Origin of the sequence: Achromobacter marplatensis, assembly GCF_002209535.1 — a bacterium.
GTDB lineage: Bacteria > Pseudomonadota > Gammaproteobacteria > Burkholderiales > Burkholderiaceae_B > Achromobacter > Achromobacter marplatensis.
The window spans coordinates 106,581-127,585 of record NZ_NJIG01000005.1; the positions used below are offsets into that span (position 1 = coordinate 106,581).

The 21,005-nt window shown below is 65.3% G+C and carries 17 protein-coding genes; 3 read left to right on the plus strand and 14 right to left on the minus strand.

Going from position 1 to position 21,005, the window contains the following annotated elements; genetic code table 11:
- Positions 1–22 precede the first annotated feature (22 nt).
- Entirely contained in the window at positions 23–919 is an 897-nt protein-coding gene (locus tag CEY09_RS13320; protein ID WP_088588978.1) for a LysR family transcriptional regulator, read from the minus strand.
- A 106-nt stretch (positions 920–1,025) separates the two neighbouring features.
- Here CEY09_RS13320 and CEY09_RS13325 point away from each other — a divergent pair, with 106 nt between their 5' ends.
- The gene (locus tag CEY09_RS13325; RefSeq protein ID WP_006225681.1) at positions 1,026–2,090 is read left to right on the plus strand and encodes an NAD(P)-dependent alcohol dehydrogenase; all 1,065 of its coding nucleotides are present in this window, start codon (positions 1,026–1,028) and stop codon (positions 2,088–2,090) included.
- Between the two features lie 104 nt (positions 2,091–2,194).
- Here the strand turns inward: CEY09_RS13325 and aceA are convergent, their stop codons facing one another.
- The gene (gene aceA, locus CEY09_RS13330; RefSeq protein WP_006225680.1) at positions 2,195–3,514 is read right to left on the minus strand and encodes an isocitrate lyase; all 1,320 of its coding nucleotides are present in this window, start codon (positions 3,512–3,514) and stop codon (positions 2,195–2,197) included.
- A 322-nt stretch (positions 3,515–3,836) separates the two neighbouring features.
- On the opposite strand from aceA, the gene queF reads away from it, so the two are divergent.
- Positions 3,837–4,661 (plus strand): NADPH-dependent 7-cyano-7-deazaguanine reductase QueF, encoded by an 825-nt coding sequence (gene queF / locus CEY09_RS13335; protein ID WP_006225679.1) that lies wholly within the window; start codon positions 3,837–3,839, stop codon positions 4,659–4,661.
- A gap of 20 nt (positions 4,662–4,681) precedes the next feature.
- On the opposite strand, the gene CEY09_RS13340 is transcribed toward queF, so the two are convergent.
- Positions 4,682–5,686 (minus strand): cytochrome-c peroxidase, encoded by a 1,005-nt coding sequence (locus tag CEY09_RS13340; protein WP_088588979.1) that lies wholly within the window; start codon positions 5,684–5,686, stop codon positions 4,682–4,684.
- Positions 5,687–5,842: 156 nt separating this feature from the next.
- Positions 5,843–6,751 (minus strand): LysR substrate-binding domain-containing protein, encoded by a 909-nt coding sequence (locus CEY09_RS13345; RefSeq protein ID WP_167390073.1) that lies wholly within the window; start codon positions 6,749–6,751, stop codon positions 5,843–5,845.
- A gap of 101 nt (positions 6,752–6,852) precedes the next feature.
- On the opposite strand from CEY09_RS13345, the gene CEY09_RS13350 reads away from it, so the two are divergent.
- Positions 6,853–7,929, plus strand: a complete 1,077-nt coding sequence (locus CEY09_RS13350; protein ID WP_088588981.1) for a tartrate dehydrogenase — start codon at positions 6,853–6,855, stop codon at positions 7,927–7,929.
- 67 nt (positions 7,930–7,996) lie between these two features.
- On the opposite strand, the gene CEY09_RS13355 is transcribed toward CEY09_RS13350, so the two are convergent.
- The 10 genes from CEY09_RS13355 to CEY09_RS13400 all read right to left on the minus strand — a co-directional run bounded on the left by CEY09_RS13355 (position 7,997) and on the right by CEY09_RS13400 (position 20,900).
- Positions 7,997–9,295, minus strand: a complete 1,299-nt coding sequence (locus CEY09_RS13355; RefSeq protein WP_006225675.1) for an MFS transporter — start codon at positions 9,293–9,295, stop codon at positions 7,997–7,999.
- 212 nt (positions 9,296–9,507) lie between these two features.
- A complete protein-coding gene (pgsA, locus tag CEY09_RS13360; protein ID WP_006225674.1) occupies positions 9,508–10,080 on the minus strand; it encodes a CDP-diacylglycerol--glycerol-3-phosphate 3-phosphatidyltransferase in 573 nt (190 codons plus the stop codon).
- 82 nt (positions 10,081–10,162) lie between these two features.
- The gene (gene uvrC, locus CEY09_RS13365; RefSeq protein ID WP_088588982.1) at positions 10,163–11,992 is read right to left on the minus strand and encodes an excinuclease ABC subunit UvrC; all 1,830 of its coding nucleotides are present in this window, start codon (positions 11,990–11,992) and stop codon (positions 10,163–10,165) included.
- Positions 11,955–13,013, minus strand: coding sequence for a beta-N-acetylhexosaminidase (gene nagZ, locus CEY09_RS13370; protein WP_088588983.1), 1,059 nt, complete (start codon positions 13,011–13,013; stop codon positions 11,955–11,957). The genes uvrC and nagZ overlap by 38 nt, the downstream gene beginning before the upstream one ends.
- Positions 13,014–13,080: 67 nt before the next feature.
- Positions 13,081–13,512: a holo-ACP synthase gene (acpS, locus tag CEY09_RS13375; RefSeq protein ID WP_006225671.1), complete on the minus strand. Its 432-nt coding sequence runs from the start codon at positions 13,510–13,512 to the stop codon at positions 13,081–13,083.
- 21 nt (positions 13,513–13,533) lie between these two features.
- Positions 13,534–14,274 carry a pyridoxine 5'-phosphate synthase gene (locus CEY09_RS13380; protein WP_006225670.1) on the minus strand — a complete coding sequence of 247 codons (741 nt, stop codon included), beginning with the start codon at positions 14,272–14,274 and terminating at the stop codon, positions 13,534–13,536.
- Positions 14,271–15,788: an efflux transporter outer membrane subunit gene (locus CEY09_RS13385; protein WP_006225669.1), complete on the minus strand. Its 1,518-nt coding sequence runs from the start codon at positions 15,786–15,788 to the stop codon at positions 14,271–14,273. Before CEY09_RS13385 ends, CEY09_RS13380 begins: the two co-directional genes overlap by 4 nt.
- Entirely contained in the window at positions 15,785–19,021 is a 3,237-nt protein-coding gene (locus tag CEY09_RS13390; RefSeq protein ID WP_088588984.1) for an efflux RND transporter permease subunit, read from the minus strand. The genes CEY09_RS13385 and CEY09_RS13390 overlap by 4 nt, the downstream gene beginning before the upstream one ends.
- A 62-nt stretch (positions 19,022–19,083) precedes the next feature.
- Positions 19,084–20,349 carry an efflux RND transporter periplasmic adaptor subunit gene (locus CEY09_RS13395; RefSeq protein WP_088588985.1) on the minus strand — a complete coding sequence of 422 codons (1,266 nt, stop codon included), beginning with the start codon at positions 20,347–20,349 and terminating at the stop codon, positions 19,084–19,086.
- A 209-nt stretch (positions 20,350–20,558) separates the two neighbouring features.
- Entirely contained in the window at positions 20,559–20,900 is a 342-nt protein-coding gene (locus tag CEY09_RS13400; protein ID WP_088588986.1) for a helix-turn-helix domain-containing protein, read from the minus strand.
- Between the last annotated feature and the right edge of the window lie 105 nt (positions 20,901–21,005).

Genomic DNA, 21,005 nt, shown 5'->3' on the forward strand with positions numbered 1-21,005 from the left:
CGCGAGATCGGCGCGGGGGGGCTCAGGCCCCACCTTCCAGTCGGGCCATGTCGATAAACGCCCGCAAGGCGGACGACACGCGCCGCTGCCGCGGGTAATACAGCATGAAACCTTGGAACGGCGGGCACCAGTCATCCAGCAGCCGCACCAGCCGGCCCGATTCCAGGAGTTCGCTCACGTAGTATTCCGGCACGCTGCCGATCCCGATGCCGTCGACCGCGGCGCGCACCTCGGCATGCACGTCGCTTAGCGCGATGCGGCCCGTGACGTCCACTTCGATCGCCACGCCGTCTTTCTCGAATTCCCATTTGTAGAAGCGGCCGCTGGCAAAGCGGTAGCGCACACACTCGTGCCGCATCAAGTCGTGGGGATGGCGAGGGATCTCGCGCCCTTCCAGATACGCGGGCGACGCCACGACGGCGGCGCGCAGGCTGGGGCCGATGGGCACGGCCACCATGTCTTCCGGCACGGCCTCCAGCAGCCGCACGCCGGCATCGAAGCCCGATGCGACGATATCGACAAAGCTGTCGTCTTCGCCGATTTCCAGCCGGATGTCCGGGTAGGCCGCCAGGAAACGCGCGGCGAACGGCATCAACAGCATGTAGGAAGCCGCGCGCGACGTGTTGATGCGCAAGGTGCCGGACGCCGTCCCGCGAAAGTGGTTCATTTCCTCGAGCGCGTCGCCCAGGTCGCTCAGTACCGGCAGCAGGCGCTCGGCCAGCCGCTGGCCAGCGTCGGTCAGCGCCACGCTGCGCGTGGTGCGGTTGAACAGGTTCACTCCCAGCCGTTCCTCCAGGCTGCGGATGGCATAGCTGACCGCCGAGGTCGACAAACCCAGTTCCTCGCCGGCGCGGCGAAAGCTGCTGTGACGGGCCACCGCGGAAAAGGCGGCCAGGTGCGACAGGTTATCGGGCAGCATGATTATGCAAATTCTTCGAATAAAACATGCGGAAATTCTAGCTTGATCCCCTGGTTTCGCCGGAATATTGTGAATGCCTGCTCAACAGAATTTATTCGAGACCGTCATGATCCAAGCCCGAGGCTACGCCGCCCACAGCACCGATACCCCGCTCGTTCCGTTCAGTTTCACCCGGCGCGAACCCGGCGACGACGACGTGCTGATCGACATCCTCTACAGCGGCATTTGCCATTCCGATCTGCACCAAGCCCGCGGCGATTGGGGCAACTCGGTCTATCCGATGGTGCCCGGCCACGAAATCGTCGGCCGCGTCGCCCAGGTGGGCAAGAACGTCACCAAGTTCAAGGCGGGCGACTACGCCGGCGTGGGCTGCATGGTGGATTCCTGCCTGCACTGCAAGGCCTGCCGCCTGAACCTGGAGCAATACTGCGAAGAAGGCGCCACGCTGACCTACAACGACCACGAACGCGGTAACGACCAGCTGACCTTCGGCGGCTATTCGGACCGTATCGTCGTGCGCGAACACTTCGTGGTGAAGGTGTCCGACACGCTGGACCTGAAGGCCGTCGCCCCGCTGCTGTGCGCCGGCATCACCACCTATTCCCCGCTGCGCCATTGGAAGGTGGGGCCGGGCCAGAAAGTGGGCGTCATCGGCCTGGGCGGCCTGGGGCACATGGGCGTGAAATTCGCCCATGCACTGGGCGCACACGTGGTGATGATCACGACGTCGGCCGACAAGGGGCGCGACGCCAAGCGCCTGGGCGCCGATGAAGTGCTGGTCTCGCGCGACCCCGAGGCCATGGCCGCGCACGCCGGCACGTTCGACTTCCTGCTGAACACGGTACCCGTCAGCCATGACGTGAACCCGTACATGGCGCTGCTGGGCTTGAACGGCACCATGGCGCTGGTGGGCGCGCTGACGCCGCTGGACCCGATCCCGGGCTCGAACCTGATCATGGGCCGCAAGTCGCTGGCAGGCTCCGCCATCGGCGGCATGGAAGAAACGCAAGAGATGATGGACTTCTGCGCCGAACACGGCATCGTCAGCGATGTAGAAATCGTGCCGATCCAGTCGGTCAACGACGCCTACGAACGCCTGTTGAAGAACGACGTGAAGTACCGCTTCGTGATCGACATGGCCTCGCTGGCCGCGGAACCGGCCGCCGCGTAGCATTCGTTGCGTAGGTGGGGTGAAAAAAAAGGGTGCCCGAAGGCACCCTGAATCCACCCTACAACAGCACCTACAACTGCAACTGCAAATCCCTGCTCAGGCGATCAGGCCGCCTTCTGCGCCTTGCCGTGTTCGAACTGGGCCTCTTCCGTCGAGCCGGTCAGCGCGGTGGTCGAAGACTGGCCGCCTTCGATCGTCTGCGTGACGGCGTCGAAGTAACCGGTGCCCACTTCGCGCTGGTGCTTCACGGCGGTGAAGCCCAGTTCGGCGGCAGCGAATTCCTTCTGCTGCAGCTCCACGAAAGCGCTCATCTGGCGGCGGGCGTAGCCGTGGGCCAGCTCGAACATGCCGTAGTTCAGCGAGTGGAAGCCGGCCAGCGTGATGAACTGGAACTTGTAGCCCATGGCGCCCAGCTCGCGCTGGAACTTGGCGATCGTCGCGTCATCCAGGTTCTTCTTCCAGTTGAACGACGGCGAGCAGTTGTACGCCAGCAGCTTGCCCGGGAATTGGCGATGAATGGCGTCCGCAAACTTGCGGGCGTATTCCAGGTTGGGCGTGGACGTTTCGCACCAGATCAAGTCAGCATAAGGCGCATAGGCCAGACCACGCGAGATCGCCTGGTCGATGCCGGCCTTGGTGCGGAAGAAACCTTCAACCGTACGTTCACCGGTGATGAACGGGCGGTCGTTGTCGTCGACGTCGCTGGTGACCAGATCCGCCGCATCGGCGTCGGTACGGGCCAGCAGCAGCGTGGGCGTACCCATCGTGTCTGCCGCCAGGCGGGCCGACACCAGCTTGGCCACGGCCTCGCGGGTGGGCACCAGCACCTTGCCGCCCATGTGGCCGCACTTCTTCACCGACGCCAGCTGGTCTTCGAAGTGCACGCCCGCCGCGCCGGCGTCGATCATGGACTTCATCAGTTCGAAGGCGTTCAGCACGCCGCCGAAACCGGCTTCAGCGTCGGCCACGATGGGCGCGAAGTAGTCGATGTAGCCTTCGTCGCCCGGGTTCTTGCCTTCCATCCACTGGATCTGGTCGCAACGGGCCAGCGAGTTGTTGATGCGGCGGACCACTTGCGGCACCGAGTTCGCGGGGTACAGCGACTGGTCGGGATACATTTCGCCGGCCAGGTTGGCGTCGCCGGCGACCTGCCAGCCCGACAGGTAGATTGCCTTCAGGCCGGCCTTGACCTGCTGCATGGCCTGGTTGCCGGTCAGGGCGCCCAGCGAATTCACGAAAGGCTCGCTATGCAGTTGTTCCCACAGACGGGTGGCGCCGCGCTGGGCCAGCGTGTGCTGCACGCTGATCGAACCGCGCAGGCGGATGACATCTTCGGCGCTGTAGTCGCGCTTGATGCCCTGCCAGCGGGAGTTTTCAGCCCAGTCTTTCTGCAAATTGCGGATTTCGGTTTCGCGAGTGCTCATGGTGATGCTCCTGGTCAGTGATGAGAAGACTTCAAAAGATTCGCGTCTTGCATTGCGTGAATCGTTGGACAAAGTCTATGCCTCTGCTGCGGAGCAATGCAGGCTTGTGTCTTATAGAAGATGAAAAATGTTTTTCTTTAAAATCATCATCTTATATTCGACGTTTCGCATTATGGAACGATATTGTCATCTGTGAAATGGGCGCTCGTTGCACAGCAGCAGGGACTTTCACATGACGAGACTTACATTTCACAATACGAAAAATCGCCGGTTTTCGGACCGCCTACAATGCCCCCATTCCCGCTGATTCCCTGATTCCGCTATGACCCTGTCTCACGGCCCGCTGGGCCAGAGCGTGGCCTACGCCTCGCAATACGATCCTTCGCTGCTTTTCCCCATCGCGCGTTCGCACAACCGCGCGGCGCTCAATCTGAACGCCGGCAACCTGCCTTTTACGGGCGTGGACCTGTGGAATGCCTACGAGCTCTCGTGGCTGGACGCCAAGGGCAAGCCGCGCGTGGCCATGGCCACCTTCTCGGTGCCGGCCGACAGCCCCAACATCATCGAGTCCAAGTCGTTCAAGCTCTACCTGAACTCGTTCAACCAGACGCGCCTGGTCAATTCGGCGGCCCTGCGCGGCCGCCTGGAACGCGACCTGAGCGCCGCCGCCGGCGCCCCCGTGGGCCTGGACTTCTTCCTGCCGCAGCGCTTTTCCGAATTGCGCATGGGCGAAATGGACGGCATCTATATCGACAAGCTGGACATCGAGATCGATACCTACGAGCCCGCGCCGCAGGTGCTGCGCACCCGCCCCGGGGACGTGGTCGAAGAAACGCTGGCGTCGCGCCTGCTGAAGTCGAACTGCCCGGTCACCGGGCAGCCTGACTGGGCCAGCGTGCAGATCCGCTACCGCGGCGCGCCCATCGACCGCGAATCGCTGCTGCGCTATGTGGTGTCGTTCCGCCAGCATGCGGAATTCCACGAGCACTGCGTCGAACGCATCTTCAGCGACATCATGCAGGCCTGCGCGCCCGAGCAATTGACGGTCTACGCGCGCTACACGCGCCGCGGCGGGCTCGACATCAACCCGTGGCGCAGCAATTTCGAAACCGCGCCCCCGGCGGACGTGCGCACCGTCCGCCAATAAGCGCGCCAGCCCCGCCCGCCCTACTTCATGAAGGGCTCGGGCCGGGGCGTGCCGTCTTCGGACGGCGGCAACACCGGGTACTGGATCACCGGCTGGTCGCCGGTCAGCGTCTTCAGGAACGCGACGACGTCCGCGTTCTCTTCCGGCGTGAACTTGCGTCCCAATTGCAGGCGGCCCATCACATCCACCGCCTGCGTCAGCGTGGCGGCCTCGCCGTCATGGAAGTACGGATAGGTCAGCGCCACGTTGCGCAGCGTCGGCACCTTGAAGTTGAAGCGGTCGGCGTCCTTGCCCGTCACCCCGGCGCGACCCTCTGCCTTGTTGTCGGTCTTGTAGGGCTCGATCAGCCCCATCTTCTGGAATGAATTGCCGCCCACCGCCACGCCGTTGTGGCAGGCGACGCAGCCGCTGTTCTTGAAGAGCGTGTAGCCCGCCAGTTCCTTGACCGTCAGGGCGCGGTCATCGCCCTTGAGCCACTGGTCGAAACGCGAGTTCGGTGTCACCAGCGTTTCCTCGAAGGCGGCCAATGCGCCTGTCACCTCATCGATCGTGATGCCGTCCTTGCCGAAGACCTGCTTGAACTCCGCGCGGTAGCCCGGAATCGAATTCAGCACCTGCACGGCCAATTCGTGCGAGGACGCCATTTCCATCGGGTTGGCGATCGGGCCGCCAGCCTGCTCGCGCAGGTCCTTGGCACGGCCATCCCAGAACTGCGCGATGTTCAGGCTGGAATTGAGCACCGTGGGCGAATTGATGGATCCTTGCTGCCACTTGTGGCCGATGGACGCCTTCAGGTTGTCGGAGCCGCCCATGCCCAGGTTGTGGCAGGAATTACAGGAAATTGCGCCCGAGCGCGACAGGCGCGGATCGAAGAACAGCTTCTTGCCCAGCTCTACCTTGGCGGGGTCCTTCACCACGGCCGCCTCGATCGGGGAAATCGGCTCCTGCCGGGGGTTGCCCATCGCGTGGCCCGTCCACAGCCCAAGAACCACGCCCGCCGCCAGCAACGCACTCTGCTTTCTCATGTGCTTCTCCTGTTGAATAACCACCACTTGTTTATGGTTATTACATCGGGAGGGATAGCGCCCGGCCTTGCGGCGGGTCAACCGCCGCCGCGGGCGCGCGAGGGATGCGAAGCCGGCTTGATATGCCGCAACCGGCGGATCAGTTGGCGGTACGGATCAGTCGAGCGGCGCCTGGGTACGCAGGTGCGCTTCCAGGAAGTCCACACACGCCCGGACCTTGGCCGACGCGTTCAAGCGGGTGGGATACACCGCCCACACGTTCGCTTCCTGGCGGTACTGCGGCAGCACCTGCACGAGTTTGCCCTGGGCGATCAGCGGCCCGACATCCCACATCGAACGCAGGATGATGCCCCGGCCGTCCACCGCCCACTGCACCACCATTTCACCGTTGTTGGCGGACAAGGGGCCGCGGACTTTCACCGTGTGCGCCTGGCGCCCGCGATGCACCCGCCATACGCCGAAGGGATGGTCGCGTTCCTTGATGACCAGGCAGTCGTGCGCGGGCAGCTCGGCCAGCGTGCGAGGCACGCCGCGTTCAGCCAGATAGGCAGGCGCCGCGCACAGCACGCGATGGTTGCTGGCGATCTTGCGTGCGATCACGTGCGGCGCGATGTCGTCGCCGACCCGCACGTCCAGGTCGTAGCCTTCCGCGGCCACGTCGATCAAGCGGTCGGCGACATCAAAGCGCACTTGCATCGCGGGATGCTGGCCCACGAACGCCGACAGCGCCGGCGCCACCACCCGCCGGCCGAAGCCGAAACTGCTGCATACGCGCAACAGGCCGCGCGGTTCACGCCGCGTGACGCTGACCTCTTCGACCAGATGGTCCATGTCGTCCAGCACGCGCTGCGCCCAGTGATAGACGCGTTCGCCGGCCTCGCTGATAACCACGCGCCGCGTGGTGCGGTGAAACAGCTTGGTGCCCAGGCTTTCCTCCATCAGCCGGATGCGCTTGGTGACATAGGCGGGCGACATGCCCAGGCCTTCGGCCGCCTTGGAGAAGCTGGAGGCGCGCGCGACGGCGTTGAACACGCGCAGGTCGGCGGGCAGCAGATCATTATTCACGATATGTACACAGTCAATTCACAGTATGGTCCATTGTAAATGCCTGGGCCTCGCGCCTACCATGGCCCATCTTGTTCTCCCTCCCTCAGGCAATGCTCCCCATGTCCCAAGTTTTCAAAATCGCAGCGATCGCCGGCGACGGCATCGGCAATGAAGTCATGCCCGAAGGCCTGCGCGCCGTCCACGCCGCCGCCAAGCGATTCGGCCTGGCCCTGCAAATCGACACCTTCCCCTGGGCCAATTGCGAGTACTACGCAGAACACGGCGAAATGATGCCGGCCGACTGGAAGGCGCAGCTGCAAGGCTACGACGCCATCTTCTTCGGCGCCGTGGGCTGGCCCGCGACCGTGCCCGACCATATCTCGCTGTGGGGGTCGCTGCTGAAGTTCCGGCGCGAATTCGACCAGTACATCAACCTGCGCCATGTCCGGCTGTTCGACGGCGTGCCCTGCCCGCTCGCCGGCCGGCGCGCCGGCGACATCGATTTCTTCATCGTCCGGGAGAACACCGAAGGCGAATACACCAATCTGGGCGGCCGCCTGTTCGCCGACACCGACCGCGAAATCGTCATCCAGGAATCCGTCTTTACGCGCCACGGCACCGACCGCGTCATGCGCTACGCGTTCGAACTGGCCAACCGCCGCGAACGCAAGCAGCTGACGGTGGCCACCAAGAGCAATGGCATCGCCATCAGCATGCCCTGGTGGGACGAACGCGCCGATGCCATGGGCAAGCACTACCCCGACGTCAAGACCGACAAGCAGCACATCGACATTCTGGCGGCGCGCTTCGTGCTGCAGCCGCAGCGCTTCGACGTGGTGGTGGCATCCAACCTGTTCGGCGACATCCTGTCGGACCTGGGCCCTGCCTGCACCGGCACCATCGGCATCGCGCCGTCGGCGAACCTGAACCCGGAACGCAAATTCCCGTCGCTGTTCGAACCCGTGCACGGGTCGGCGCCGGACATCTATGGCCAAGGCATCGCCAACCCGATCGCGATGATCTGGTCGGGCGCGCTGATGCTGCAGTTCCTGGGCAGCCAGGACGCGCACGACGCCATCCTGGCCGCCATCGAGCATTGCCTGAAAGACGGCCCGCGCACGCCCGACCTGGGTGGCACCGCCCGCACCGAAGACATCGGCCGCGCGATCGCCGCGCATATCGAGTCCCACGCCTGAAGCCTGGAAAGCAAAAAGCGCACCCTCGGGTGCGCTTTTTTTTGCGTGCCGCTTGCCGGCTGCCTGATCAGGACCGGGCGGCCACGCCACCTGCCATGACGGGATCGGCGCGGCGCGCCTGCACCGCGATCCATTGCGCCAGCAAGGCGGCCACGGCGAATGCCACGCCGGCGCCCACCCACGGGCCCTGGCGCAAACCGGCATCCAGCAGCATGCCGAAGGCCAGCGGTCCCAGCGCCGACCCCACGTCCATGCCCGAATACACCAGGCCGTAGACCGACCCCGTCGACCCCTTGGGGGTCACGCGACGGATCAGCATGTCGCGCGAAGGCGCGGCCACGCCCGAGCAGAAACCGGCCAGGCCCACCACCGGGGCCGCCAGCGCGGCAGGCACCAGGCCCAGCGCCAGCACCACCAGCGTCAGGCCTGCCAGCATCAGGGCCACCATCACCGTGCGCTCCGTGCGCGGGTTGGCGGACACCAGGAAGCCACCGGCGGCCATGCCCACGGCGGAGGCCACCATATAGCCGGACAACGCCGAGCTGGCCAGCACTTCGGACAGGCCGTACAACTGGTCCAGTAGCGGAATCGTGTAGTTCTGCACCGACGACAGCGCGACCGACGTGCAGGCGAAGAACAGGAACGCGCCCCACAAGGCCGGCTTGGACAGCAGCGTGGCCAGCGTGGCCAGCACGCCCTCTTGCGGTTTGGCCGCCGGCTTGATGGTCTTGGCATCGCCTTGGACGTCCGTCTCCAGGCCCGTGGGACCGCCAAGCAGGTTCCGGCCCAGCACCGTCAGCAGCAGCACCACCGCCACCAGGCCGGCGGCGCTATAGGCCGCCACGCGCCAGTCCGCCAGCAGGATGATCGTGGTCATGAACACCGGCGTCAGCGCCCAGCCCAGGTTGCCCGTCAGGCCGTGCGCCGAGAACGCGTGGCCCAGGCGGGACGCCGTGATGCGATGGTTGATGATGGAGTAGTCGGCCGGGTGGAAGACGGAATTGCCGATGCCGCCGACGACCGCCGCCGCCATCAGCATGGCGTAGCCGTTAGCCGAACCGATCAGCAGGCCGGACAGCACGAAACACGTCAGCCCGAACCACAGCACGGGCCGCGCGCCGATGCGGTCGACGACGAAACCCGACGATGCCTGGCCGATGCCGGACACCACGTAGAACGTCGCCACCAACGCGCCTACCCGGGCGAAGTCCAGCCCGAACGCGTTGGCAAGCGACACGTTGAGCAGCGGCAGCACCAGTTGGAAGAAGTGCGACGCGGCATGCGCCACGCCGATGAGCAGGATGGTCTGCCAGTCGCGTCGGCGGACATCGGCGTCCGAAGGCAAGGTATTCGCAGCGGTGTTCATTGCAAAAGGCCGCGGCAGCGGCAAGTGGCGCGCGCCGTGAGGCGGCGCGCGGGTTGTCTCCGGCAACGTCCGGGCAGCCCGGGCGTCGTGTGCGCGGCGAATGCGGCGGCAAAGCCGGGCCGGATCGTGCCGGCCATCGCTCTTGAACTGTAACGGCGGCCGTCTTGCGCGAGCCGGGCCGCCGTTTGGAAATCAGGATACTGCGGGACTGCTTACAGCGCTTTCTCGCGGATGGCGGGCCAGGCGCGCTGCAAGTAATACAGCATCGACCAGACCGTCAGCACCGCCGCCACAATGATCAGCACGTCACCCAGCAGCTTGGTGCTGATGCCGTAGACGGGCTGGTTGTACAGCAGGCAGGGAATCGCCACCATCTGGGCCGCCGTCTTGAACTTGCCCAGGCGGTGCACGGCCACGCTGGCGCTGGCGCCGATCTTGGCCATCCATTCGCGCAGCGCAGAAATGGTGATTTCACGGCCGATGATGATCAGCGAGATGAATGCGTCGACGCGGCTCAAGTCCAGCAGGACGATCAGCGCGGCGCACACCATCAGCTTGTCGGCGACGGGATCCAGGAAGGCGCCGAAGGCAGAAGTCTGGTTCCAGCGGCGGGCCAGCCATCCGTCGAACCAGTCGGTCAGCGCCGCAATGATGAACGCCCAGGCGGCAAAGGTGTCGCGCGTGGGGACCGACATCCAGCTTTCGGGCAGGTAGAACAGCCCGACCACCAGCGGAATCATGGCGATGCGCAGCCATGTCAGGATAATGGGAACGTTAATTGGCATAGTGTCCGTATGCTACATCAGCCGGGTGACGCTGGCTGTATCGGTGCGGCACGGCGGCCGCCCCCCGGCCGGTGGCTGAAAGCTATCCACGCAGGGCCTCATAGATGCGTTCGGCCAAATCCTGGGAAATGCCGTCCACCGACGCCAGGTCTTCGATGCTGGCCGATGCCACCCCCGAAAAGCCGCCAAAGCGCGCCAACAGCCGCTGGCGCCGCCGAGCGCCCACGCCTTCGATCTCTTCCAGCCGAGACACATTGCGCGTCTTGGCGCGCCGCGCGCGCATGCCGGTGATGGCAAAACGGTGCGCTTCGTCGCGCACCTGGGCGATCAGCATCAACGCGGCGGACTCGCCGCCCAGGGCGACCGGGGGCCGTTCGTCGGCGAACACCAGGGTTTCCAGGCCAACCTTGCGCCCTTCTCCCTTGGCGACGCCCACCAGCGTCTGGATATCCAGGCCCAATTCGACGAACACCTTGCGGGCGACTTCCACCTGGCCCTTGCCGCCGTCGATCAGGACGAGGCCGGGCATTTGCGCGTCGCCGTCGGCGACTTTGGCGAAACGGCGCGTCAGCACCTGGCGCATCGCGGCGTAATCATCGCCCGGGGTGATGCCGGCAATGTTGTAACGGCGATACAGCGACGGTTGCATGTCGTGGTGCTCGAACACCACGCAGGACGCCTGGGTCGCTTCGCCGGCGGTATGGCTGATGTCGAAGCATTCGATGCGCAGCGCATCCAGTGCGGCTTCGTCGGTGTCCAGATCCAGCGCCTCGGCCAGCGCCAGGGTGCGCCCCGCGCGGGCGCCGGATTCGGTCAGGGCTCGCGCCAGCGCCATCTCGGCATTTTTCAGCGCCTGCTCCAGCCACGACCGGCGGGCGCCCTGCGGGCGCGTCAGCATCCGGGATGGCCTTCCGCCGGCCTGCTCGACCAGCAGGCCGATCAGGTCCGGGTCGGGCAAGGCGTGCGAACAGACCAGCACGGGAGGCATGGCGTTGTCGGTGTAGTGCTGGGCCAGGAACGCTTCCAGCACCTGAGGCGCGGCTTCGCCCTCGGCGTGCGACGGAAAGAACGGCTTGTCGCCCAGGTGGCGGCCGCCTCGCACCATGGCGAGATTCACGCAGACCTTGCCGCCGGCCACGGCCACCGCGATGATGTCGGTGTCTTCGCCGCTGGTGTTCTCCATGGTCTGCTGATGCAGCACGCGCGCAAGCGAACCCATCTGGTCGCGCAGCGCCGCGGCTTCCTCGAAGCGCAGCTCGCCCGCCGCCTGCTGCATGCGGGTCTCGATCTCGCCCATCACGTCTTTGGCTTCGCCGTTCAAAAAGCGCACCGCGCGCTGCACGTCGCGTTCGTATTCCGACGCTTCGATAGCGCCCACGCAGGGCGCCGAGCAGCGCCCGATCTGATGCAGCAGACAGGGCCGCGAGCGGTTGGCGAAGACGGTGTCCTCACAGGTACGCAGCCGAAAGACCTTCTGCAGGATCTGGATGGTTTCCCGCACGGCCCAGGCGTTGGGGAACGGCCCGAAGTACTGGCCCCGCTTGTTCGTCGCGCCGCGATAGTAGGCAATGCGCGGCCACTCATGGCCCGTGATCAGCAGGTAGGGGTAAGACTTGTCGTCGCGGAACAGGATGTTGTAGCGCGGCTTCAGGCTCTTGATGAGGTTGTTTTCCAGGATCAGCGCTTCGGCTTCCGAGCGCGTGACCGTCACCTCAAGCCGGGCCACCTTCGACACCATCTGGGCGATGCGGGGGCTGGCCAGGTTTTTCTGAAAATACGACGAGACGCGCTTCTTCAGGTCGCGCGCCTTGCCGACATACATGACTTCACCGGCCGCATCCAGGTGCCGGTAGACACCCGGCAGATGCGGCAGGTCAGCCAGGAACGATTTGAGATTGAAGTCGTCGGGCATTCTGATAACGGCTTTCGGCCTGCAAGGTATCCCAGTCGGGCGCATCGAAACGCGGCATCAGGCGGCGGATGCGTTCGACCGATTCGGGCGCATGGTCGAACTTCAGACGCGACAGCAAGTCGTCGGCCAAGTCCGGCCGGTTGCACACCAGCACCATGTCGCAGCCGGCGCGCAGGGCGGCGTTGGCGCGGTCCAGGATGTCGCCTGCGACCGACGCGCCTTCCATCGTCAGGTCGTCCGAGAACACCACGCCGTCATACCCCAGGCGCTTGCGCAGGATGTCCTGCACCCAGCGCTTGGAGAAGCCGGCCGGATGCTTGTCGACCTTGGGATAGATCACGTGCGCCGGCATCACGGACGGCAGCACGGCATCGCCCAACCACGCATACGGCGCGGCGTCGTCCTTCAGGATCTCGTCCAGCCCGCGCGGGTCCACGGGGATCTCGTGGTGCGAATCCGCGCCCACGAAACCATGGCCCGGGAAGTGCTTGCCGCAGGCCGACATGCCGGCCAGGGCCAGCCCCTGCACCAGCGCGCGCGACAGCATGGTGACCACGCGCGCATCGGAATGGAAGGCGCGGTTGCCGATCACCTTGCTGACGCCGTAGTCCAGATCCAGCACAGGCGTGAAGCTCATGTCCACGCCGCAGGCGCGCAGTTCTGCGGCCAGCACATAGCCGGCCTCGGTTGCCAGGCGCATGGCCTGCAGCGGATCGCGGTCCCACAACGCGCCCAGGTCGCGCATCGCGGGCAAGGGGGTGAATCCGTCCTCGCGGAAGCGCTGCACGCGGCCGCCTTCATGATCCACCAGGATCAGCAGCGGCGCGTTGCGGGCCTTGTGGATCTGGCGCGTCAGCTTGGTCAGCTGCTTGCGGCTTTCGAAATTGCGGGCGAAGAGGATCACGCCGCCGACCAGCGGATGGCGCAGGCGGGCCTTCTCTTCCTTGGTCAGCGTGTATCCCGCCACATCGACCATCACGGGGCCGGGGGGCAGGACCGCCTTGGATTTTTTCTTGGCCATGGGGGCTGTCCTTGTGTCTATGTCAGGCAAGGTGATGCCAGGCCCCTACACTAACAGGGGCAAGGCCTCACGGCTTGCGTTCGACCACCACGTACGCGGCGGCCATGTCGGATTCGTCGGTAATGGAGACGTGCGCCGCACCGAAACGCTGGTTGTACCAATCCAGCAGTTCGGGCGCGATCACCAGCACCGGGCGTCCGCCGGGTGCGTTCAGGGTCTGCACGCGACGCCACGTCATGGGCATGCGCATGCCCAGGCCGATCGCTTTGGAGAACGCCTCTTTGGCGGCAAAGCGCGTGGCCAGGAAACGCACGCCGCGCACCGGATCCCGGGCGCGGCGCGCATGGAACTTCTGCAATTCTTCCACGCCCAGGATTTTTTCCGCGAAGCGGTCGCCATGGCGCTCCAGCGCACGCTCGATGCGATCGATGCGCAGGAGGTCCATGCCGATGCCGGCGATGGCGCCGGCGGGCGCGGGGGGCTTGGGCGTGTCAGACATGGGCGTGCCCCAAGGGCGTCATCACAGGCCGCGCAGCGCTTGCAGGCGGGCCTGCACCATCAGCGCCTTCATGTCGCGCACGGCTTTTTCCCAGCCGTCGAAGACCGCCTGCGCCACGATGGCGTGGCCGATGTTCAGTTCGGAAATGCCGTCGATCGCCGCCACCGGCGACACGTTGCCCACATGCAGGCCGTGTCCGGCATTCACGCGCAGGCCATGACGCAGCCCTTCGGTGACCGCCAGGCGGATGCGTTGCAATTCGGCCTGGGCGGCGTCGCCTTCGGCTTCAGCGTAGGCGCCCGTGTGCAGTTCGATCACCGTCGCGCCGGCCTTGGCCGCCGCGGCGATCTGCACCGGGTCCGGGTCGATGAACAGCGACACGCGAATGCCGGCTTCAGCCAGCAACCCCACGGCGTCCGATACCGGACCCATCGCACCCGCTACTTCCAGCCCGCCTTCGGTGGTCAGTTCCGTGCGCTTTTCAGGCACCAGGCAGACATCGCTGGGCTTGACCGCGCAGGCGATCTCGAGCATTTCGGCGGTGATCGCGCATTCCAGATTCATGCGCGTGCGCAAGAGTGGACGGATGGCATACACATCCGCGTCCTGGATATGACGCCGGTCTTCGCGCAGATGCAGCGTGATCAGGTCGGCGCCGGCATCCTCCGCGCGCAGCGCGGCGGCCACCGGGTCCGGATACGCCGTATGGCGCTGTTGCCGCAACGTGGCAACGTGATCGATATTTACACCAAGTTCTATCATTGAGCAGTCGTCGTAACTTTGGTCGGTTCTTTCGTGGTTTCTTCCCAGCCGCCGCCCAACGCCTTGTAGAGCTCCACGCGGTTGATCAGCGCGGCCAAACCGGTTTGCACCAGCGAAAGCTGGGCATTGAAGAAGTCCACCTGCGCGGTCTGCACCTGCAGATAGCTGTCGATACCATTGGTATAGCGCAGATTCGACAGTTCCAGGGTGCGTGCGGACGAATCCTGCAACGCGCGCTGGGCGTCAAGCTGCGCGCCGTACGTGGCTTCGCCCGCCAGCGCGTCCGACACTTCCCGGAACGCCTGCTGGATGGACTGTTCGTACTGCGCCACCGCGATATTGTCGCGCGCCTTCGCCAGGTTCAGGCCTTCGCGGATGCTGCCGCCCGCAAACAGCGGTGTCGTGATCGACGGCGAAAAGCTCCAATAGCCCTGCCCGCCCTTGAACAGGTCGCCCAGCGACGGGCTGGCCACGCCCAGCAGGCCGGTCAGCGAAATCGTCGGGAAGAACGCCGCGCGCGCCGCACCGATGTTGGCGTTGGCCGCCTTCAGCTGGTTCTCTGCCGCGACGATGTCGGGACGGCGCTCCAGCAGGTCGGACGGCAGGCCCGAGGGCACCGTGGCCAGCAATTGGTCGCGGCCGAACGTTGCCGGCGCCGGCAAGTCTTCCGGCAACGGTGCGCCCACCAGCAGCACCAGCGCGTTCAGCGCCTGCGCGCGAGCCCGGGCCAGCTGCGCCAGATCGGACGATGCCGTATCCAGCAAGGTCTTGGACTGGTTCAGGTCCAGTTCGGACGCCACGCCGCCATCGAAACGGCGCTTGACCAGGTTGTAGGACTCCTGGCGCGAGGCCAGCGTGCGCTGCGTCAGTTCCAGCTGGACTTCGGCGGCGCGCAGATTGAAGTACGACTGCGCCACCGACCCGACCAGCGTGATCTGCACGCTCTTTTGCGCCTGCTCGGTCGACAGGTACTGCTGATACGCCGCCTCGGACAGGTTGCGCAAGCGGCCGAACAGATCGATCTCGAAGGTCGTCAGGCCGATGCCGGCCTGATAGGAACTGGAGATCGAGCTGGAATCGGGGCCGCCCGCACGCATATTGCCGGGCAGATGCTGGCGCTGGCCCTGGATGCCGGCGCCGATGCTCGGCCATTGCGCGCCGCGTTGCACGCCGTACTGGGCGCGCGCCTCTTCGACACGCTGCACGGCCACGCGCAGATCGCGGTTGTTGACGAGCGACAGCGAGATCAGGCTTTGCAGGCGCGGATCGCGGAAGAACTCGCGCCAGCCCAGATCCGCCGCGGGCGTGCCGTCTTGCGGCATCACCGACGTCGAAGGCTGCGAACCCAGCGACGTCGGATTGGCGTAACCGCCGTACTGGACCTTGGGCTGATCGGGCCAGGCGCCCGTCACCGGGGCGTCGGGACGCTTGTAATCAGGGGCCAGCGAGCAGCCGGCCAGCGCCACCGCCACGAAGGCGGACAAGGCGGTCTGTTTGAACATCAGGGCTTTCATACCTTGCCCTCCGGGCCACCGTTGGGTTGTGCGGGAGTGGGGGTCGCGCCAGGCGCGTCGGGCGGCGTGCCGCCGGCAGCCTTCTTGGCGGCCTGCTCTTCTTCCCAGACGCGAAGCTCGGCGCCCAGCAGGCGCGGACGGGTCTTGAACAAGCCCAGCACCACCACGAAGAACGTCGGCACGAAGATCACGGCGAACGGGGTCGCGGCCAACATGCCGCCCAGCACGCCCAGACCCACTGCGCGCTGGCTGGCTGCGCCGGCGCCCGTGGCCATGGCCAACGGCACCACGCCCAGGATGAACGCCAGCGACGTCATCAAAATCGGCCGGAACCGCAGGCGCGCGGCTTCCACCGCGGACTCGTAGAGGCCCATGCCCCGCGCATACTGGTCCTTGGCGAATTCCACGATCAGGATGGCGTTTTTGGCCGCCAGCCCGATCACCGTCACCATGCCCACCTGGAAGTACACGTCGTTAGACATGCCCAGGGCGCTGATCAGCGCCACGGCGCCCAGCATGCCCAGAGGCACCACCAGCATCACCGAGATCGGGATGGCCCAGCTTTCATACAGGGCGGCCAGCACCAGGAACACCACCAGCAGCGACAGGCCCATCAGGATGGGGGCCTGGTTGCCGGCCTGGCGTTCCTGGTAGGACAGACCGTTCCATTCGTAGCCGAAGCCCTGCGGCAGTTGCCCGACCAGGCGTTCCATCTCGGCCATTGCCTCGCCGGTGGTGTAGCCCGGTGCGGCATTGCCGCTGATACGCATGGATTCGTAGCTGTTGTAGCGCACCACCTGCACCGGGCCCTGCTTCCATTCGGCCTTGACGAAGGTGGACAGCGGCACCATCCCGCCCTGGTTGTTGCGCGCATTGAGCTGCAGCACGTCATTGAGCTGCATGCGGTATGGCGCGTCGGCCTGCACCCAGATGTTCTGCATCCGGCCCAGGTTGGGGAACTTGCTCAGGTAGGCGGAACCGACAGCCGTGGAAATCAACGAGGCAGCCTCGTTGAAGTCCACGCCCAACGCGGCCGCCTTGTCGCGGTCGATCGTCAGGCTGAGCTGGGCGCCCGGCGCGAGACCGGTGATCCGCACTTGCGACAGCACCGGGCTCTTCATGACCAGGCCCATCAGCTGCCCAGTGGCCGCCGCCAAGCCGGCGGAACCCGCCGAGCCGCGATCCTGCAGGCGGAAGTCGAAGCCGGTGGCGTTGCCCAGGGACGAAATGGCGGGCGGCACCAGGGTGAACACCTGTGCGTCATGGATGCCCATCAGCTGCTTCTCGAAGGCCTGGAAGGCGATCGCGCCCGCGGAGTCCTTGTGATCCTTGCGTTCGCTGAAGTCCTTCAGCGTGACGAAGGCGATAGCGGCGTTCAGGCCGTTGCCGTTGAAGCTGTAGCCCTGCACGGCGATGATGTTCTCGACCGCCGACACGCCGGAGAAGTATTTCTCGACCTGTTCGATGACCTCGACCGTGCGGTTGGCGGTAGCGCCGGTGGGCAGTTCGATGTTGCTGACCACGTAGCCCTGGTCTTCCTCGGGCAGGAAAGACGACGGCAGGCGCAGGTACAGCCAGCCCAGCAGCAAGACCAGCACCAGGAAGGCCAGCATCATGCGGCCGCCCTTGTGCAGCATACGGGCCACCCAGTTCTGGTAGCCGTGGGTGGTGGCGTCGAACTTGCGGTTGAACCAGCCGAAGAAACCCTTCTTGTCCTCGTGATGTCCCTTGGCCACCGGCTTGAGGATGGTGGCGCACAGCGCCGGGGTGAAGGTCAGCGCCAGCAGCGCGGAGAAGAAGATGGACACCGCCATCGCGATCGAGAACTGGCGATAGATCACGCCCACCGAGCCGCTCATGAAGGCCAGGGGCAGGAACACCGTCACCAGCACCAGCGTGATGCCGATGATGGCGCCGCTGATCTGCGGCATGGCTTTCTTGGTGGCCTCTTTGGGTGGGAGGCCTTCCGTAGACATGATCCGCTCGACGTTCTCCACCACCACGATGGCATCGTCCACCAGGATCCCGATGGCCAGCACCATCGCAAACATGGTCAGCACGTTGATCGAGAAGCCTAGCGCCAGCATCACCGCGAACGCCCCCAGCATGGCCACCGGCACCACCAGCGCCGGGATCAGGGTATAGCGGACGTTCTGCAGGAACAGGTACATCACCAGGAACACCAGCACCATGGCTTCGACCAGGGTATGCAACACCTGCTCGATGGACACCTTCACGTAGGGCGCGGTGTCGTAGGGGATGGAGTACGTGATGTTGCCGGGGAAGTACTTGGACAATTCCGCCATCTGGTCACGCACGCCCTGCGCGGTGGCCAGCGCGTTTGCGTTCGGCGACAGCACGATGGCGAAAGCCGCCGTCGGCTTGCCGTTCAGGCGGGCGCCGAACTGGTAGTTGTCGGCGCCGACCTCGATGCGGGCGACGTCGCGCAGCATTACAGAGGAACCGTCGGTGTTAGCCCGCAGGACGATCTTGCCGAAGCCCTCGACCGTGCTCAGTTGGCCGTTGGCCGTGACCGTGGCGGTGATGCGCTGCGAATCCGGGTTGGGAGGCGCGCCGACGCTGCCGCCCGAGATCACCACGTTCTGGTTGGCGATCGCCTGGTTGACCTCCGACATGCTCAGGTTGAAGCCCACCAACTTGGCGGGATCCACCCAGATGCGCATGGCGCGCGGCGCCGCGAACAGCTGGAACTGGCCCACGCCGGGCACGCGCGACACCGGGTTCTTGACGTTGCGAGTGATGTAGTCGGCCAGCGCGGTCTGGTCCAGCGACCCGTCGGTGGACGACACCGCCGCCACCATCAGGAAGCCGGTACTGGTCTGCTCATATTGCAGGCCCTGCTGCTGCACGGCGGTGGGCAACTGCGCAACCACGTTCGACACGCGGTTCTGCACGTCCACCTGCGCAAGGTCCGGGTTGGTCCCGGGCGCGAAGGTCGCGGTGATGGTCGAGGTGCCGTAGGAATCGCTGACCGACTCGTAGTAGATCAGGCCCTTGGCGCCGTTTAGCTGGTCTTCGATGATACTGGTGACCTGCTCGGCGACTTCGTTGGCCGAGGCGCCGGGGTAGGTCGCCGTGATCGTGATCGCGGGCGGCGCCACGTCCGGGTACTGCGAGATCGGCATGTTCGGGATCGCCAGCACCCCGGCCAGCAGGATGAACAGGGCGACTACCCAGGCGAAAATCGGTCTATCAATAAAAAATTGCGGCATGTGGGCTGACTCTGAAAGCGATGCTCACCAAAGAGGAACGCGGCGTTTGCGCCGCGTGCCGCTCAAGATTTCTGGCCTGCGGCCTTGTCCTGCTGCGCAGGTTCTGCCGGTTTGGCGCCCGGTTGCGGGGCGGATTCCGCCGGCTTGGCGCCCGGTTGTGCGGGAGCCTGGCCGCCCGGCGCGGGCGTGCCATTCTTTTTCCACTCGCTGGCCTGCACCGGCGCACCCGGACGAACCTTCTGGAACCCTTCCACCACAACCACGTCGCCCGCCTTCAAGCCGCTGGTGACAAGCCAATTGCTCTTGATGGCGCCGCCGGTGGTGACCGGAATCTGCTCGATCTTGTTGTCCTTGACCAGCATCAGGCTCTGCAAGCCGTCCGCCGTGCGCTGCAGCGCCTGCTGCGGCACCATCAGGGCCTTGTCGTCCACGCCCTGTTCCAGGCGCACGCGCACGTACATGCCGGGCAGCAGGATGCCGTCGGGGTTGGGCACTTCGGCGCGCAGGTTCACCTGGCCCGTGGACGGGTCCACGGTAATGCCGGTGAACAGCAGCTTGCCGGGCTGGCCGTATTCTGAGCCGTCCTCGAGGACGATGGTCGCGCGCGCCGCGTCCTTGCCCAACTGCTGCAACTGGCCGCTGGCGAACGCACGGCGCAAGGAAGCCAACTCCGCGGTGGACTGAGTGAAGTCCACGTAGATCGGGTCCAGTTGCTGCACCGTGGCCATTTGCGTGGCGGACGTGGCTTCGACCAGCGCGCCTTCGGTGACCAGCGGCTTGCCGATGCGGCCCGTGATGGGCGAGGTGACGTCGGTGTAGCCCAGGTTGATGGCCGCGTTGTCTTGCGTGGCCTTGGCGGCCGCCACGGCGGCGTCCGCCTGGCGGAACGACGCCACGGCGTTGTCGTATTCCTGCTTGCTGACGGCGTTGGCCTTGACCAGCGGCGCGTAGCGGTCCGCCAGCAGCTTGGCGCTGAACAGATTCGCCTGTGCCTGCTTCAACTGTGCCGTCGCCTGATCGTAGGCGGCCTTGTAGGGCGCCGGATCGATCTTGAACAGCAGCTGGTTTTCCTTGACGTCGCCGCCCTGCTCGAAGGTGATCTTCTGGACGATGCCGGTCACCCGCGAACGGATCTGCGCATCGCGCACGGCATCCACGCGGCCCGGCAATTCGGAGACGATGGGCGCACGCTCGGGTTGCACGGTAATGACGCTGACCTGGGGCATGCCGGGGTTCATCTGGGGCTTTTCGCCGCATCCCGCCAATATCAGTGCGAGGACGCCACCGGAAAAAGCCAGACCTGAAACACGTTTAGGCGAAAACCGCATTGAAACCCCCGCGTAGCGTAGTGAACCGCTTCAATTGACCGAGTCCGGCCGGCGCACCGCCTGCCGACCGCGGCAATGAGGCGCGATCAAGATAAGGCATGCGTCAAGCTTGACACGTGAATAGCCCGATAATGTAACTCAGTTATTGGGGAAATTACGTACTTTCGGGCCTTGACTCGATACACAAAGGAGACAAATAAGTAACAGGCTCAGCCGGCCGAAATGCTCCGGAGATTGCCCAGGAACACATAGCCTACGCCGTGCACGGTATGCAGCGGCAAGCGCGTACCGGTCTGCAGAACCTTGTGGCGCAGCCGGCAAATGGCCACGTTCAGGGTGCGCATGCTAGTGCGGCTGTGCAATGCCATCAGCTCATCGCGCAGCAGCTCGCGGCTGGGATTTCCAAGCAGGCAGAGAAAGCAGGCGCGCTCCATGCTGGTCAGGTCGATGCGGGCGCCGCTGGGCGCCATCAGCGTCCACCCCTGATAAAGCAGGCTCCACCAGCCGTCGATGCGGTCGGGGACAGGGGCAATGGGCTGACGGGCATTCATGGCGTATCTCCACCAGGACCGCCGCGCCTGGCAGGGCCGCAGCGGAATCCGGGAACAAGGTTGCAGGTTGTCCCGAAAGCCTACCGGGGTCTCCGGCATCTGGCG